The following is a 15421-nucleotide window of genomic DNA, read 5'->3' as shown; positions in this document are numbered from 1 at the left end:
CAACGTGCAGGGTTACTGGGGCGAACAACTCGACCTCATCCAGCGGCTTCCGGCCGCGGTCGAGACACGCGAGCCCGAATCCGTCCATGATCTGCGTGCCGCGGGCCGGCGTCTCAAGGCCACTATTCGCGCCTTCAGGCCGCTGCTGCGTCCCAGCTTGGCGAGGCGTCTCCTGATCGAACTCGACTGGTTCAACTCTGAGCTCGGCAAGGCCAGAGACGCGGAGGTGGTTCGCGAGCACCTTGCCGAGTTGCTCAGCGGGCATCCTGAGGCGCAACCCCTACTTGACGAACTCGCTGCTCAGCAAGAACTGTCCCGACTGGAGGCAGTTGAGATGCTGGGCAGCGAGCGTGTGGCGTACCTGCTTGGGCAGATCGAAGACCTGGTCGTCCGCCCCTGGCGGCGGGCGACCCGCCGGAAGGGAAAGGGCCCTACCAGGCGACAGATACTGAACCGTGCAGATTGGACAGAACAGCGGGTGGCCAAGGCCTGGCCGGAATCAGACGATCAGGTTGCCACGAATTCGGTGGGCCTGCATGTGGTGCGTCGCCGGGCAAAGGCCGCGCGGTATGCCTTCGAATCAATCGGAGACGCCTATTCACGCGCTGGTGACAAGGTGAAATACTACTCTGGGTTGAGTGAGTTGCTGGGCATCGTGCAAGACTCCGTGGTTGTCGAGCGGGTCCTCGCAGCTCATCCGGGTGAGCCGGCACGCATCGCCCTCGAAGAACAGCGCCGCAGGTCTGCGGTCGCCGAGGAACAGGTGACAAGCTACCGTAGCCGCGTCGTCTCCCGCTAGACCTACGACAACCGGACGACTACCAGCAGCGTTGTGATCCATGAGTCGTCGAAGAAGCCCGGCTACCGAGGACGACGGATTGCGCCGGCAATCAATGCGTCGCGATGGCGCGACGCCCACAAGGCCATCACACTGGCGAGGCCGGCCGCCATGAACAGCGCGCCGCCAAGAGTCATATCACCCAGCGAGATCATCGCCGACTGATCGATAGCTGCCGTCTGAATGCGCATCTGGGCCGTCACGGCCAGAATCAGCACGGCGAGCAGAGTCATCGTCCCGAAAGCCAGCACGCGCGACGCCTGGGGAAGCGCCGCGGAGTCCCCGGCCATCAGGTCGCCATCGGTCAGCACTCGCCACAGCAGGCTGATCAACAGGACCGCGGACGCCGAGACAGCACCGAAGACCATCCCGGGCTCCGAGAGGGGCTCCCGGAAACGGAAGAGGGTGACCAGCAGCGCGAGAATCAGCGCGTAGTGAGCACCGGCAGCACCGCGGTTGGTCCACCAGACCAGCGCGCCGATGACCAGAATCAGCACACCCGCCGGCTCGATCTCCCAGGCAAGCCACGTCCAAGAGGTGACTAGCGACAACGCCGAGATGATCATGATGGCGCAATAGGCGCCGAGCACCACCGGAGTGACACGGTCGCCGCGGCGGGCCCGCTTCCAACCCCACCACAGCGCCAGAGCCGCCTGGCCGATGCGAACCAGGAAGATCAGGACATTGCTGGTGCTCAGATTGGCCAGCCAGTCGGGCTGAGAGCCAACGAGCACATCGGCGAGGCCACCGGCAATGGCACTAACGCTGGTGAGCAACATGAACGCCAATGTCACCGATGCCAGCCCGAACGCTTGCGATGCCCAGCTGTCTCCGAGAGTGTCCGGATCGGCGGGATCTCGGCCGGAGACGCCGCGCACCGGGAGGCCCGACAGCAATCCGACGATGATGATCACGGTGAGCACCACCAGCAGCGCAGAACCCAGCCAGTTCTCCAGTTCCCAGCCGGGACGCCCGCGGTAGGTCGACCAGGCACCATAGCCGAGATTGCCGAGAGCAAGTGCTGCAGTGGCGATCAACGTCACGCGGTTGGGCAAGGCCTGTGTCAGCCGCAGCCCCATCCACTGCGAGAATGACACGCCCACCTGCGCGGCCGCATAGCCGGTCATCATCAGCGCCGGAACGGCGAGGGCATTGACGAATGCGAGGATCACCAGCACCGTCGAGGTACGCATGTCGTACCCCAGGTTGCCCTTGACGATCAGCGGCACCATCACTGCGATGCTGACCAGGATCCAAATCACCGGGAATTCCCACGAGGCGAAGCTGCCGCGCCGGCGGACGACGAAGAAGACGACGACTCCGATCAGGCTCGCCAGCACGGCGAGTGGGCTCGTGCCCAGTGCCAGCTGCGGGCTCAATGGCAGCAGGAACACGACGATGCTGATCAGCTTCAGGAGTGGATGAACGTGCAGGGCCGCGGTCAGGCCGAGCGCCAGCGTGAGACTGACCAACCAGAGCAATACGGTCATCGAGGTGCTGCCGATGGCTTCGGCGCCGTCGATGATGACCGGACGATCGGCCGCGCGCAGCCACGGAGCGCCGAGTACCAGCAGGACGCCGATGAGGTACCCGATGCCGGCCAGCGCCATCACGGGAGCCACACCGGCCAGCCATTCGCGCGGACGCGGGCATCCGGATCGGATCGGCGCGACGAAGATCTCGACGAAGGCATCAAGCAGCAGACGAACCCGCGTCTTCATGACTGCCACCACTCGAACTGCCCGGAGCCGCTGGCCACCAGCAGACCGTCCGCCATCGGAATCGTCCAGGTATTGGACGCTGTGCGTTCGATCGGCCAGGAGGCCAGCTCGGCCCCATCGCTGCTGAGCAGGGTGGTGGTTTGGCGTCCCAGGCTCAGAATCTGGTCAGCTGCCACGTAGCTTGTCAGCGGCGATAAGGACTCTTGCCAGTCGATCTCACCGGATGCCGGGTTAAGGGCGGTTAGCTTATCGGCGAGTCGGCAGATGATTGACTCGCCTGCCTGGACGAGGTCACGGCAGCTGTCGGACATTCCCACCCTCCACAGCCTCGTGCCATTGAGATCGAAAGCTGTCAGGTCAGCGGTCAGGTCACTGACGATCAGCCCGTGATCCGTCATCGTGAATGAACGGACATCGTCGCGTACCTCGAGTGTGACGATCTCGCCGTCCGGATACAGAATGGCGACCTGTCGTCCGGCGGCAGTCGCGATGAGGGCCTGGGATCCAGCGCGGACGACGGCCGGCCGCACAGTCGAACCCGACGGCATCTGGGTCGTCCGCACGATGCTGCCATCAGCCAAGGCGAAAACCGTGAGCTGGTCATCGAGAGTCAAGGCGGCGGCCGTCTCATCGCCCACCCAGAACAGGTCGCTCGCCAGATCGGGTATGTCTGCTTGCCACAGCCATCGTCCTTGGGCGTCGTAGGCCACCAGGGTCCGATCGGTGGTGGCCGCGACGACGAGGTCGCCGATGCCGAGGAGTCGGGTTGTATCGCGTCCGGGTCTGCGGACGATTGACACATCCCATTGCCCGTTTGCGCCGGGGACGACGAAATCGAGGTGGCCGTTCGTCCGGTTGGCGAAGACCAGCCGATCGCCAACGGCAACCGGGGGAGTGGACATACCGACCGACATCGGGATCCCACCCGTGTGCACTGAGACGGAGACCGGGTCGGACGACGGAATGACATCGGGGGGCGGCAGCAGCGAGAGGCCGGAGGTGTCCGGTCTCGGAGGGTTGCCGGCGATGGCGTCGCCGACGGCCACGATTCCCCGCTGCTCGCAGCGCGTGAGCGTGGACACGGTCTCGGTATCGCGGAAGCGGTCGGTGATGGTGATCTCCAGGCATCCCTGCTGCTGGGAGGCCGTGATGGAACCGACACGGTTCCACGGGCCGGTGATACCGGCGGCGTTGGTTGCGGTCGCCAGCGACGTCCAGCTGGCTCCCGGCTGAGGATCTGAGGGCAGCTCGACGATGCCGTTGTCGAAGGCGACCTCCTGGTTTGGCCCATCAATGGCGTAGCTGACCAGTCCGCGGTCGTCCAATTTGAGCAACCGGGCGGCGATGCCCAGGGGTGTTTCTGCAATCTCTCGTATCCAGTAGTCGGAGGATGCTTCTTCGAAGCTGCTGTGCTCGAGCACGCGCTGGATGACCGCAGAGCCATCGCTGAACGCGACACCACCGGGAAGGCGCGATGTCTCGACGATAGTCAGCTGCGCGCCGTCGGTGAGAAACTCACGGTGCCCGGATTCGGCGAGATAACCCCCGGCCGGAATCCGAGGCGGCTGCGTCGAAGGCGCGGCGGCTATGGCGAGCGCAATGGACCAGACGAGTGCGACTGCGACACCGGTAGCGCTGACGATGGTCATGCGGCGACGTCGTTGCTCGGGGCTGCCCGGATTGGCTCCAGTGGCTGAGTTCACCGGAAAGGTGGCTGAGCTCACCGGAAATGGGGTGGCCGGCGGGGGCCACGAACCTGTCGGACCATGCGGGGAAGGCTGATTCGGCACTTTCCGAGTGTACGGGCCGAGGGTGCCCGCGAAGCCTCGATCAAAGGAGGCACCGCGAGCACCCTCGCCGGATTCTTGCCGAGGCTCTGAGCGCTAGGCGTCGAAGAGGATGACCTGACGCACGGCCTTGCCGTCTGCGAGCGCGTCCATCGCCGAGTTGATCTCGCCGAGAGTGATCGTGGCAGAAATCAGGGCGTCGACCGGCAGTTTCCCATCACGCCACAGTTGCGCATAGGTGGGAATATCGCGGGACGGAACCGCCGAGCCGAGATAGCTGCCCATGATGGTCCGGGCCTCGGCGGTCAGGCCGAGCGGACTGATCGTCGAGTCGGCACCCGGGGCAGGCAACCCGACTGTCACTGTCTTACCGCCGACATCGGTAAGCTTGACCGCTGTTTCGAAGGCGCGCGGATTGCCAGCGGCTTCAACGACTATTGCAGCTTTGACTCCCGCATCCAGCGCCTGCTGCGGCGTGTAGACGGCGGTAGCGCCCAAGTCGGTCGCCCGTTGAAGCTTGTCGGGGAGGGCGTCGACACCGATGACGTCGCCTTTGCCCAGTGAGATTGCGGTGATGAGCGCCGCCATACCCACGCCTCCAAGTCCGACGACCGCGATCGTGTCACCATCCGACGGTGCCCCGGCGTTGATCACCGCACCACCACCGGTCAGCACCGCGCAGCCGAGCACCGCGGCCACCTCGGGAGGAACATCGCTGCCGACCGGCACCATCGATCGGCGATCGACCACCGCGCGGGTGGCAAAGCCGGATACGCCGAGGTGATGGAAGATCTTCTCACCGCCTCGGTGCAGTCGTTCTCCACCGGTCAGCAGACGCCCTGCCGTGTTCGCTGCCGTGCCTGGAATACACGGCAGCTTGCCGTCGGTGCGGCAGTTCTTGCAGGTGCCACAACGCGGCAAGAACGCCATCACAACCCGCTGACCGACCTGGACATCATCGACGCCTTCGCCGACTTCCTCGACGATGCCGGCCGCTTCGTGACCCAACAGCATGGGGACCGGACGCGGACGGTTACCGTCGACCACTGACAGATCGGAATGACAAATGCCAGCCGCCTCCATCCGGACGAGCACCTCCCCGGGCCCCGGTGGATCGAGGTCGAGTTCGCAGATGGTGATCGGTTTCGACTCGGCATAGGGACGAGGTCGTCCGATCTCTTCGAGTACTGCTCCTGTGATCTTCATTCTTGTCGTTTGTCCTTATGAGATTCTGATTGGGCGGGGAAGGCGGCTTCGCGTATGGCTGTGGCGACGTCATCGCCGGCGCGCAGCGGCGTGGTCGCGAAGATGCCTTCGTGGGCGAGGATGGGTCGGCGGTCACCGGCGAGTTCGGGGTGTTTCGCCTCCAGCTTCTCGCGTTTGGCGGCGAGTTCGTGCCAATGCCGGACGGTCTCGCGGTCACCGCGGTTGGTTTGCTGCCATGACCGCGGCATCTGGTCCCGCGAGGGGCCGGCGTCGGCACGCCCCCCGATGTTCAGCCTTGCCAGGCGCCGCTTGGACGGCGCCTGGCAGACCGGGCACGGTGGGGCATCCTCGGACGCCGAGGTGACCAGAGCTTCGAACTCATGCCCGTCCGTGCAGGCGAAGTCGTAGAGAATCATCGCTGATCTACGAGTAGTAACCGTCCGGAGCGAACCTCAGGGCCTTTCGCTGCTCCGCATCGTGTCCGAAGATCATCTCGGCTCCGGTGGCATCGGCGATACCACGCAGCTTGTCGACCGATTCCAACCACGCCAGGTTGTCCCAGACGATAGCCGCGCCAACCGCCGGCGGACCCCAGCTATCGGCGAGGTAGACGGCGTCCGAGGTGAAGATCTTCGGTCCGTCGTTCTCAAGGTCGAGCTTGAGCGACATCGTCCCCCACGTGTGACCAGGAGTCTGGATCACACTGATTCCGGGCAGGATCTCGTCGTCGCCGGGAATCGCACTCATCTCAAGGCCGTCGTAATCAGAGACGATATGCGCGCCCTTGCTGTAACCGCTGATCGTCTTGACACCTTCCAATTCGGCGGCGCTGGCCAGGATCTTCGTCTTGGCGGGGTTGAACATCTTCGCGTTCGCCGCATGATCGAAGTGCAGATGCGACAGCACGAGGATGTCGATGTCGTCGAGGCCCAGGTCGAGTTCGGCCAGGGCCGTGTCGAGATAGCCGGGACCATCGGTTGGCTCGCGTACCGGGAAGAAATCATGGAATCCCGTTGGCGCCCAGCGGGTCTCCCAGTCACGCGGTACGCCGGTGTCCCACAGCACCCGGCCTTCAGGGTGCTCGATGAGCACGGCATGAGTGGGGCAATCGCCCCAGACGACAGGATCGTCCTTGTGATATCGATCACGGATCGTCCTGCCTCCCTTGAGTAGGAGCCACGTCAGATCAGTCTCCATGACTCCGGTGGACAGAACATGCACCTTCATTTGTGTCATCGCAACCTCCTTGTTGGGACTCTGGTGTGCGGCGAATGCGGATCTCGGCGGTGGAATTCAGAAGACGCGGATTGCTGTCTCGGCAGGTGCGCTCAGCAGTGCCTTGATCTCGTCGTCGAGCTTGACCAAGGTGATCGAGGCGCCTGCCATCTCAAGAGACGTGCAGTATTCGCCGACGTAGCTGCGCCAGACCTTGATGCCGCGCTCGGCGAGCATGCGGTGGGCGATTCCATAGAGCAAATAGAGCTCCGAGATCGGGGTGCCACCCAGCCCGTTGACCATGAGCGCGACCTCATCACCGTCGGCGTACGGCAGGTCGGGGACGATGGCCTCCAACAGTTCGTCGACGATCTCGTCTGCGCTGACCAGCTTGTCGCGCCGGCGGCCCGGCTCGCCATGAATACCGACACCGACTTCCATCTCGTCCTCGGCAAGGTGGAAGAGCGGCTCGCCCTTGGCCGGGGGGGTGCATGGGGTCAACGCTATGCCCATCGAGCGGGTGACCGAATTGACCTTTTCTCCGATGCGGACGACGTCTTCGAGTTCGGCGCCCTGCTCGGCCTTCGCGCCACACGCCTTCATCACAAAGAAGTTGCCTGCGACACCGCGGCGTCCGACAGTGAACGTCGAATCCTTCACCGCGACATCATCGTTGATGAACAATGTGGCGACCTTATAGCCCTCGGCATCAAGCATCTCGGAGGCCATCTCGAATGCCATCTTGTCGCCGGTGTAGTTATTGACGAGCAGCAGGATCCCCTTGTCCGACGCCAGAAGCTTGGCGGACTCGTAGACATAGTCCATGGGCGGCGCGGCGAAAACATCGCCGGGGCACGCGCCATCGAGCATCCCAGGACCGACCGCCATCACATGAGCCGGCTCATGACCCGAACCGGAGCCTTGGATGATGGTGACCTTGTCGTTGCTCGGAGCGTCGGTCCGCATGATCAGGTTGTATTCGGGCACATACTTCAGCGTGTCCGGATTGGCCAAGGCGATACCGGTCAGCATTTCCGGCACGTATTGCTTCGGGTCGTTGACGAACTTCTTCATTGGAGCTCCCTTCGCTTTTTGGATTTTTGATGAATAAGGCTGAATCAGCGGCCGGGCCAGTTCTTGGCGACTGCTGTGGCGAGTACACCGACAGCGGTGGCGCCTGCGTCCACCGATCCGATCGAGCGCTCACCGGTGTATGCGGCACGACCGCGTTTGGCCTCCAGTTTGCTGGTGGCTTCTGCGGCTTCGACAGCGCTGGCGGCGGTCGCGTCCAGGACCTCGGCGAGAGGTGCACCTGCAGCTAGCTGTGTCTCAAGGGCGTCGGTCATCGGCACGAGGGCATCAAGCAGCGTCTTCTCCCCCAAGGATGCTCCGCCGCGTGCCATGATTCCGTCGGACGCAGAGCGCAACATCGCGACGACTGTCGTGCCGTCGAAAGTCTCTGCCTTGCGAGCCACCATCGATGCCCGCAGAAATGCGGTACCCCAAATCGGGCCCGACGTCCCGCCGACTCGGCTGGTGACGACCATCGCGACCTTCTGCAAGAAGGCTGCGACGCTGCTACGGTCGAATTCGTCCCATTGGTCAAGCACTTTTTCGAAGCCGCGTGCCAGTGAATACCCGAAGTCTCCGTCGCCGACAACCGAATCCAAGTCGCAGAAGTATTTCTCGTTGTCGATGGTGGTTTCGGCAATGGTCCGCACAACATATTCGACGGTTGCCACAGGCTGCGTCATCACTCACTCCCTCGTGCTTTGTCAACGTATTTCAAGGGTATCCACCCGGGCTGACAAAATTGCTCAAGCGAGCAAATAGTCGGTCAGGACACGGCACCCAGCTCACTGAGGGCTGCTTCGAAGGCGTGAAAGACGCGCTCGTTGAAGAGCCAGAAGCGCGCTTCGCTGACCTGTGGGTGCTCGGTCATCGCTTGCGCGACCGTGGCCACCGCGATGCGGGCAGCCTGATCGGTGGGGTAGCCGTAAACGCCGGCGGAGATGGCCGGGAAGGCTACTCGAGCACAGCCGTGTTCAGCGGCCACCTCGATGCTGCGACGGTAGGCGCTCGCCAACAGTTCGGGCTCGCCATGGTGCCCGTCGCGGTAGATCGGACCGACAGTGTGGATCACGTGCGCGGCCGGCAGTCGGTAACCCTTCGTGATCTTCGCCTCACCGGTCTGGCAGCCGTGCAGCGTACGGCATTCCATGAGCAGCTCCGGGCCCGCTGCGCGGTGGATTGCCCCGTCCACTCCGCCACCGCCGAGCAGGGAGGTGTTTGCAGCGTTGACGATTGCGTCCGCCTGGGCGTCGGTGGTGATGTCGCCCTTGTGGAGTGTGATCTGAGCGTTCATGTATTGACTCTAGATGCCAGCGCTGCCCGGTACATTCCAATGTGCTGGATGCCGGCTTCGTCGTAGACCTCGCCGAACGGCACGAATCCGAGTCTTTCGTAGAGCCCTCTTGCGTGCAGTTGGGCATGCAGCAGGAATGGTTGTTCCGGACGCCGCATGAGTACAGCTTCGAGTAAATCGTGGGCGAGTCCCTGTCCCCGAGCATGCTGCGCGGTCGCCATGCGGCCGATGACCCAAGCTGCTGCGGGCACTCCGACGGGCTGCTTTTCGTCGTCGGCTGGACGCAGCACCCGCAAATAGCAGACCACGGCCGTGTCGGGTTTGCTGAACCACCAGTGCTCTGTGTCCGGGAGATCGTCTCGGCCATCGAGGTCTTCGTCGTCCACGCGCTGTTCGAGCGCGAAGACGGCATACCTCAACCGCGCAATTTCGTAGAACTCATCGAGACTGAGTTCGGACCATGAGGCACGGTGCAGTTGTATCGAAGGCGTGGCGATCACATCGGCAGGTTACCTTGCTCTTTCGATGTCAACAGACGTGACCGTGTACGCCGTCACGCGCGACGAGGATCCCCAGACGGCCGAACCCTGTCACGGTGTTGCCCAGCCAGGCGCGATGCTGTCCGCAGGTGCATTTGTGGTGCCGGCAAACGCTGTGGATAACTGACACGTTGACCTTCTCTGTGGTATGAACCACGCGACGGCTGAGTCAGCGGGCATGATTCGCTTGCCTGAGACCGAACTGGTAGGGCGTGCGGGGCTCGAACCCGCGACCCAAGGATTATGAGTCCTCTGCTCTAACCTGCTGAGCTAACGCCCCTCCATGTGCTGCCGCTGTGACGAACCTCTTGGTGCAGCGTGCCCATGCCGCAGACCGGTTGGCCGTCCAGATCTTCGCACCAACGCAACGGAACTCGATCGAGTAGGAGTTCCAGGTGCTGCGTCGACGCAACACAAGGGTAGCGGATCGGGCTTCCAGATACGTGACGACGCCGGACGCGCAGACGGTTCAACGCCGCACACCGAGGATGCGCGCCACCTTACCGGGTACCGAGTGTCGCGGAAACCGCAGATCACGCGCGGCGGTCCTCTGGCCGATGGCCCGCCTGACTGTCTGGCTGTAATTTACTTGCCATTCGTCCAGAGAAAGACCGCGACTTTTGGGTGCAGCGGCTGGCTAAACCACCGTTGATGCTTGCGGTGGCGGCTCAGCTGCACGAAAAAATCAACTTTAGTAGACAAGTTATCCACAGATCGGCTAAAACGCTTGACCTGGTTGGGACCGTGGCGGAAACTAACAGTGCTAGTCATTCCGTTGCTCAAACCCCCAGGAGCACAGATGCGGCACCGCCGTCGGCACGTGTTCCCCGATGTCGTTGGCGGCGGTGCGCACTGTGGAAATGACGATCGCTGACACCCAGCAGAGGCCAAAGCGTGCGAATACGCCGCCAGTCGTTGGCGACCGACTCTCTCGAATTCTTAAGCTATCGGCCTGCGGTGTGCAGGGTCGGCTCGGCGTTAGCCGACAGCCGAGTCGATCGCTTCGCGCTGTACCGACACCTTGTCCTCGACCCTGCTGAACAGCCACGACGCGATCGTCCCGACGATGAACAACGCGATGGCAAAGATGAGCGCCGTGGCCAGACTCAGATTCGCCGTTGCCAAGCCGGCAGCGCTGAACGAGGGGAAGACGACGGTCGGAAAGATCGCCAGCGATGATCCGACGACCATGCCCAAGATGAAGTGGTACATGCCCGCGTAGTAGTTGTCGAACGCCCACGCTGCAGCCTTCGCGAAGACCAGTACGCAGATGATGAGGCCGAGGGTGAGCGGAATGATGACACCGAAGTCGAAGTCCTTGATGCCGGCCGCCATCTTGTCATACAGGCCGAAGTAGATGAGGAAGTTCGACGGGCTCATGCCGGGCACGATGACGCCCAGACCGATCAGCGCACCCGATCCCAGCCAGATGAGCCAATTGGGTTTTACGTCGATCATTGACTGGCCGCCAACGAGCATGATCGCGAAGATCGCGACCGCCGCGACCGCCATGATGATCCAATGTTTGGTGCTGCGGCCTTGCCTGCCGGCCTGTCGATACAGCGAGGGGAATGTGCCGACCACGAAGCCGATGAACAGGCAGATGAACTGTGCCGCGAATCGTCCGAATGCGGCGTCCACAATCACCGAGAAGAGCACAATACCGGCAACGCCGCCAATGCCGATCGGAATGAAGTAGAGCACATTCTTTCCGAAGCGATGGAACGGCTTGGCCAAGAACCGGATGATCGGGTCATAGACCCGGAAGATCACTGCCAAAACGCCGCCCGAGAGGCCGGGAAGGATGAATCCGATACCCACCAGAACGCCCTTGACCAGGCGAATCAGCCAGGCGCTGACGCTTTCCGGCTCGTCCAAGTAGCTATCCGCAGCAGGCTTCTGCTGCACGCTGGTCGGTTCGTTGTCAATCGGCTGAGTCATATACGTCCTTTGTCGGGGTCCCGCACGATACTACCCGGCGCACCTAGGAGCGCACTCAGACGAACACCAAGGGAGGACGCTGCCACTCGCCGGGCTCATCCAGAACAGCAGTCGCGAGACTTACCTGGTCGGAGTGGACCTCCGCCAGGCAAACGAGCAGCGACAGCGTCGGATAGCCGTGCGAACGGTTGTCGCGGATGATCGCTTCATCGTCGTCGGGGCTCAGTGCCGAACTCGAATCGAGCACATCCACCCATTCCTTGGACCATCCCTCCAATCCCAGCCCTGCGGTCGGAGCCTCAGCGGCCAGCCGGAACTCCGGGAGCCACCGAGCGATCCGCGGTGTCCGAGGATCATCGACGTCGTCGTGCGCGATCATATGAAGACCGGGAACGAGTTCCTGACGGCCGAGCCGTTCGCCGTCCCAGGTCGTCACCTGCACTCGGGGGCCGGCCACCTCGATCAGGTTGAAACCTGCGGTCCGTGGACGCTCGGGCACCGGCTTACCCGCCAGAGCGCTCAGCACGATGTCGCCTCGCGATTCCAGCGAGTGATCGGGAGTCATCAGCAGATTGCGATTGACGATGACGGCCAGCCGTCCGGCCGCCGGATTCTCGGCCAGCCACGCCCCGTTCGCGCGGCGATCCCTGACTCCGACCACTGCGGGATGGGTGTCAGGCCACCAGACTCCAGGCGCGTCCCAGGGGCGGTGCGGATCCTCGTCGCGGACGGCGAGCATCCGGGTGGGCTGCGCGGCGTCCCGCGGGACCTGGACGATGACCGTACACATGCCTGAGCAGTGTAGCCGGGGCCTCGAATGGAAAGATAGACATCATGAACATCGTGCTCGGAGTATCCGGTGGTATCGCGGCATATAAGGCGGTCATGGTCGTGCGCTTGCTGGTGGAGGCGGGACACGACGTGCAGGTCGTCCCTACCGACGACGCCTTGCGGTTCGTGGGCAAACCGACGTGGGAGGCCATCAGCCGTCACCCGGTGACCACATCGGTGCACGAGAACGTAGCGGAAGTCCGGCACGTCGCCTTGGGGCAGCGCGCCGATCTGGTCGTCGTTGCCCCGGCGACGGCGAATACGCTGGCCCGAATGGCAGCCGGTATCGCGGACAGTCTGCTCGGTACCACGCTGCTTGCCACGCAGGCACCTGTCTTGGTGGCACCCGCCATGCATACCCAGATGTGGCAACACCCGGCAACCCAAGCCAATGTGGCGACTCTGCGTGCCCGCAGCGTCGAATTCATCGGACCCGATGACGGACGACTCACCGGCGCCGACTCCGGGCCCGGTCGAATGAGCGAGCCCGACCAGATCGCTGCCCGCGCGATGGAGATTCTCGCGCGCCGCACCGTGAAGCGCGACCTGATGGGAGTCACGCTGCTGGTCAGCGCGGGCGGCACCCGTGAGCCGATCGACCCGGTTCGGTTCATCGGCAATCGCTCCAGCGGACGCCAGGGCGTGGCGATTGCTGCCGCGGCCGCCGCTCGTGGTGCTGAGGTCGTGCTACTGGCCGCCAGCATCGAGGAGGCGATCCTGGCGGAGGTCGTCGGCTGCCCGGAGGTACGGATCGAGCGTGTCTGGACGGCAGCCGAACTGCAGAACGCCGCCGACCGAGAAGCTCCCGGCGCCGATGTCATCGTGATGGCAGCCGCCGTCTCGGACTATCGCGTCGCCGAGATGCGCGAGACGAAGATGCGCAAGGAGGAGACCGCTGGCACTCAGCTGACGCTCGCGCTCATCGAAAACCCGGACATCCTCGCAGGCCTCGTGCGCAGTCGCCGACCAGGTCAGCTCATCGTAGGGTTTGCGGCCGAAACCGCCGAGAACCAGCAGGCACTGCTCGAACTGGGTCGCCAGAAGCTCGCCCGCAAGGGCGCGGACCTGCTCGCCGTGAACGCGGTGGGCTGGTCACAGGGATTCGAGTCCGCCGAGAACACCTTGTACGTGTTGGCTGCAGGAGGCGAACTGGTCTCGACCGCCGGCGGATCCAAACGTGAGGCCGCCGACGGGCTGCTGGACGCGATCGTCCCCAGACTGTCTCGGCGGGTTCTCAGTACAGCTGAGTGAGGCGACGATTGTCCACGTCGTAGTCGAAGCCGCCCACCTCGGCGAACGGCCCAATCAACTCGTGGTTGCGGAGTGCTTCGACATCGGCGGCCAACCGACCCAGACGATCGGTGTCGGCGCCGAAGACCATGTCGATCTCCTTGACGCCGCTGGACGCCGCGACTCGATCGTGCAAGCTGGACTCCAGATCGGCCATCGCGCAGCGGGCATGCGCGACCACCATGATCCGGCTGACTCCCAGGAGATTCACGGCCAGCACGCAGCCGGCGAGCGCATCCGGAGTCAGATGGGCACCCGGGGTGCGCAAGACCTTAGCGTCCCCGATCTGGAGACCGACCATGGGTAGGGGATCGACCCGGCTGTCCATGCAGGCAAGAATGCACAACCCAGCTCTGGCTTGACCCTCCAATCGGCGGTCTCCGAAGGCTTCGGCATAGGCGGCATTGGCCGCGAGCAAGTCATTGAAAGGCACGCGGCCATCTTACGGGGCTATCGCTTAATGGACCGGCTTGCCACCGCCGTAATCAGCTGAGACGCGGGCGTCCCCGATCCATCGCGGCGCCCGGTAGCGGGCGGCAATTCGACCGGCGTCCCCGATCCGGCAGCCGCGAGCGCGGGAGCCGCCCCCGCCCATCCCAGCAGCAGCGAGTCCTCGCCTCTTAAGAATCGATGGCAGCGCACGCCCCCGGTCGCGCGTCCCTTCGCAGGATACTCAGCGAACGGCGTCACCTTCACATTCCCGGCCTCGGTCCCTGGCAACGAGGACGAACTGCCGGAGATCGTCACCACAACGGCATCGTCCGGAGATGTCGCACCGAACCAGATCGCGTGAGCGTCACGGCCCAGTTTGATGCCTGCCATGCCGGAACCTGCCCGGCCTTGCGGACGAACGACCGAGGCCGCGAAATGTAGCAGCTGTGCGTCCGAACTGATGAAGACGAGTTCGTCGTCCGGGTTACGCAGTTCGAGCGCCCCGACCACCTCGTCGCCATCGGCCAGGTTGATCACGCTCCATTCGTCCTTGCTGGCAAGTGTTTCCGGGTTCACGCGCTTCACAACCCCGGACCGGGTACCCAGCGCCAGGCCCAGCGACGCATCGCTCAAAGATGTCAGGCCAAGAACCCGTTCGCCCTTGTCGAGTTGCACCAGATCGGCGATCCGGGTGCCGCCCTGCAGATTCGGAGATGTCGCGGTCGGCGGAACCGAGGGCAGTTCGATTGCCTTCGCCTTGATCAACCGGCCTTTCGATGTCAAGACGCCGTATTCGGCGTGGGCGGTCGCTGGTATTGCCGACACGACGCCATCGTGACGCGTGCGCGGCCCTTCGGCGCCACCGGGTGGCTCTGCGACATCCATGCGAGCCACCAGCCCGGCCGAACTCAGCATCACCCAGCACTGGTCGTCGGGGATCTCTAACGGCGCTGCTGCGAAAGCGCTGGCAGCGGCCCCGGAGTCGGCGAGCAACACAGTGCGCCGTGGCGTCCCGAATTTCTTCACCACGTCATCGAGTTCTTCGGTGACCAGACCGTGCAACACCGATTCGTTGCTCAGGATCTCGTTCAGCCGTTTAATCTCGGCCTTCAGTTCGTCGCTTTCGGATTCGAGCTCGATGCGGCTCAGCTTGGTCAACCGGCGCAATTGCAGATCAAGGATGTAGTTCGCCTGCACCTCGGTCAGCTCGAATGTCTCCATCAACCTGGTCCGGGCTTCGGACACATCGTCCGAAC

15 protein-coding genes and 1 tRNA gene are annotated in these 15421 nt (G+C 63.6%); 2 read left to right on the top strand and 14 right to left on the bottom strand.

The window, feature by feature from the left end; all coding sequences use genetic code 11:
* The coding region (locus tag AAFP05_RS02055) for a CHAD domain-containing protein (protein ID WP_341728189.1) at nt 1-799 on the top strand (799 nt) is incomplete at its 5' end.
* A gap of 62 nt (nt 800-861) precedes the next feature.
* On the opposite strand, the gene AAFP05_RS02050 is transcribed toward AAFP05_RS02055, so the two are convergent.
* From AAFP05_RS02050 to AAFP05_RS01995, 12 genes are all read right to left on the bottom strand, one after another.
* A complete protein-coding gene (locus tag AAFP05_RS02050; protein WP_341728188.1) occupies nt 862-2559 on the bottom strand; it encodes a hypothetical protein in 1698 nt (565 codons plus the stop codon).
* Entirely contained in the window at nt 2556-4208 is a 1653-nt protein-coding gene (locus AAFP05_RS02045) for a PQQ-binding-like beta-propeller repeat protein (RefSeq protein ID WP_341728187.1), read from the bottom strand. Before AAFP05_RS02045 ends, AAFP05_RS02050 begins: the two co-directional genes overlap by 4 nt.
* A 234-nt stretch (nt 4209-4442) precedes the next feature.
* Nucleotides 4443-5552, bottom strand: a complete 1110-nt coding sequence (locus tag AAFP05_RS02040; protein ID WP_341728186.1) for an alcohol dehydrogenase catalytic domain-containing protein — start codon at nt 5550-5552, stop codon at nt 4443-4445.
* Nucleotides 5549-5968 carry a zinc ribbon domain-containing protein gene (locus AAFP05_RS02035; RefSeq protein ID WP_341728185.1) on the bottom strand — a complete coding sequence of 140 codons (420 nt, stop codon included), beginning with the start codon at nt 5966-5968 and terminating at the stop codon, nt 5549-5551. The genes AAFP05_RS02040 and AAFP05_RS02035 overlap by 4 nt, the downstream gene beginning before the upstream one ends.
* Before the next feature lie 7 nt (nt 5969-5975).
* Nucleotides 5976-6788, bottom strand: coding sequence for an N-acyl homoserine lactonase family protein (locus tag AAFP05_RS02030; protein WP_341728184.1), 813 nt, complete (start codon nt 6786-6788; stop codon nt 5976-5978).
* Nucleotides 6789-6845: 57 nt separating this feature from the next.
* Nucleotides 6846-7841 (bottom strand): dihydroxyacetone kinase subunit DhaK, encoded by a 996-nt coding sequence (dhaK, locus tag AAFP05_RS02025; RefSeq protein ID WP_341728183.1) that lies wholly within the window; start codon nt 7839-7841, stop codon nt 6846-6848.
* Nucleotides 7842-7885: 44 nt separating this feature from the next.
* On the bottom strand, nt 7886-8521 hold the full coding sequence (gene dhaL, locus AAFP05_RS02020; protein WP_341728182.1) for a dihydroxyacetone kinase subunit DhaL: 636 nt from the start codon (nt 8519-8521) through the stop codon (nt 7886-7888).
* Nucleotides 8522-8604: 83 nt separating this feature from the next.
* Entirely contained in the window at nt 8605-9132 is a 528-nt protein-coding gene (locus AAFP05_RS02015; RefSeq protein ID WP_341728181.1) for an O-acetyl-ADP-ribose deacetylase, read from the bottom strand.
* Nucleotides 9129-9632 (bottom strand): GNAT family N-acetyltransferase, encoded by a 504-nt coding sequence (locus AAFP05_RS02010; RefSeq protein ID WP_341728180.1) that lies wholly within the window; start codon nt 9630-9632, stop codon nt 9129-9131. The genes AAFP05_RS02015 and AAFP05_RS02010 overlap by 4 nt, the downstream gene beginning before the upstream one ends.
* Nucleotides 9633-9874: 242 nt before the next feature.
* Nucleotides 9875-9951 (bottom strand) — tRNA-Ile (locus AAFP05_RS02005).
* Nucleotides 9952-10649: 698 nt separating this feature from the next.
* The gene (locus AAFP05_RS02000) at nt 10650-11612 is read right to left on the bottom strand and encodes a DUF368 domain-containing protein (RefSeq protein ID WP_341728179.1); all 963 of its coding nucleotides are present in this window, start codon (nt 11610-11612) and stop codon (nt 10650-10652) included.
* A gap of 55 nt (nt 11613-11667) precedes the next feature.
* On the bottom strand, nt 11668-12402 hold the full coding sequence (locus AAFP05_RS01995) for an NRDE family protein (protein ID WP_341728178.1): 735 nt from the start codon (nt 12400-12402) through the stop codon (nt 11668-11670).
* Nucleotides 12403-12446: 44 nt separating this feature from the next.
* Between AAFP05_RS01995 and coaBC the strand changes: the two genes are divergently transcribed.
* The gene (gene coaBC / locus AAFP05_RS01990) at nt 12447-13694 is read left to right on the top strand and encodes a bifunctional phosphopantothenoylcysteine decarboxylase/phosphopantothenate--cysteine ligase CoaBC (RefSeq protein ID WP_341728177.1); all 1248 of its coding nucleotides are present in this window, start codon (nt 12447-12449) and stop codon (nt 13692-13694) included.
* Here coaBC and AAFP05_RS01985 read toward each other — a convergent pair.
* Both AAFP05_RS01985 and AAFP05_RS01980 read right to left on the bottom strand, forming a co-directional pair.
* Nucleotides 13678-14166 carry a carbonic anhydrase gene (locus AAFP05_RS01985; protein WP_341728176.1) on the bottom strand — a complete coding sequence of 163 codons (489 nt, stop codon included), beginning with the start codon at nt 14164-14166 and terminating at the stop codon, nt 13678-13680. The two genes, coaBC and AAFP05_RS01985, sit on opposite strands and share 17 nt — an antisense overlap.
* Before the next feature lie 17 nt (nt 14167-14183).
* On the bottom strand, nt 14184-15421 hold a 1238-nt coding region (locus AAFP05_RS01980; protein ID WP_341728175.1), incomplete at its 5' end, for a DNA gyrase C-terminal beta-propeller domain-containing protein.

This window comes from Brooklawnia sp. (assembly GCF_032229645.1).
In the GTDB taxonomy this organism is placed as follows: Bacteria; Actinomycetota; Actinomycetes; order Propionibacteriales; family Propionibacteriaceae; genus Brooklawnia.
Note: the sequence above shows the minus strand (reverse complement) of the source record. Positions and strands in the feature narration are given on the sequence as shown.

What these genes read in the sequence shown, in the direction of transcription:
- AAFP05_RS02050 (WP_341728188.1), bottom strand. Translation starts at nt 2,559, where the DNA reads ATGAAGACGCGGGTTCGTCTGCTGCTTGATGCCTTCGTCGAGATCTTC.
- AAFP05_RS02045 (WP_341728187.1), bottom strand. Translation starts at nt 4,208, where the DNA reads ATGACCATCGTCAGCGCTACCGGTGTCGCAGTCGCACTCGTCTGGTCC.
- AAFP05_RS02040 (WP_341728186.1), bottom strand. Translation starts at nt 5,552, where the DNA reads ATGAAGATCACAGGAGCAGTACTCGAAGAGATCGGACGACCTCGTCCC.
- AAFP05_RS02035 (WP_341728185.1), bottom strand. Translation starts at nt 5,968, where the DNA reads ATGATTCTCTACGACTTCGCCTGCACGGACGGGCATGAGTTCGAAGCT.
- AAFP05_RS02030 (WP_341728184.1), bottom strand. Translation starts at nt 6,788, where the DNA reads ATGACACAAATGAAGGTGCATGTTCTGTCCACCGGAGTCATGGAGACT.
- dhaK (WP_341728183.1), bottom strand. Translation starts at nt 7,841, where the DNA reads ATGAAGAAGTTCGTCAACGACCCGAAGCAATACGTGCCGGAAATGCTG.
- dhaL (WP_341728182.1), bottom strand. Translation starts at nt 8,521, where the DNA reads ATGACGCAGCCTGTGGCAACCGTCGAATATGTTGTGCGGACCATTGCC.
- AAFP05_RS02015 (WP_341728181.1), bottom strand. Translation starts at nt 9,132, where the DNA reads ATGAACGCTCAGATCACACTCCACAAGGGCGACATCACCACCGACGCC.
- AAFP05_RS02000 (WP_341728179.1), bottom strand. Translation starts at nt 11,612, where the DNA reads ATGACTCAGCCGATTGACAACGAACCGACCAGCGTGCAGCAGAAGCCT.
- AAFP05_RS01995 (WP_341728178.1), bottom strand. Translation starts at nt 12,402, where the DNA reads ATGTGTACGGTCATCGTCCAGGTCCCGCGGGACGCCGCGCAGCCCACC.
- coaBC (WP_341728177.1), top strand. Translation starts at nt 12,447, where the DNA reads ATGAACATCGTGCTCGGAGTATCCGGTGGTATCGCGGCATATAAGGCG.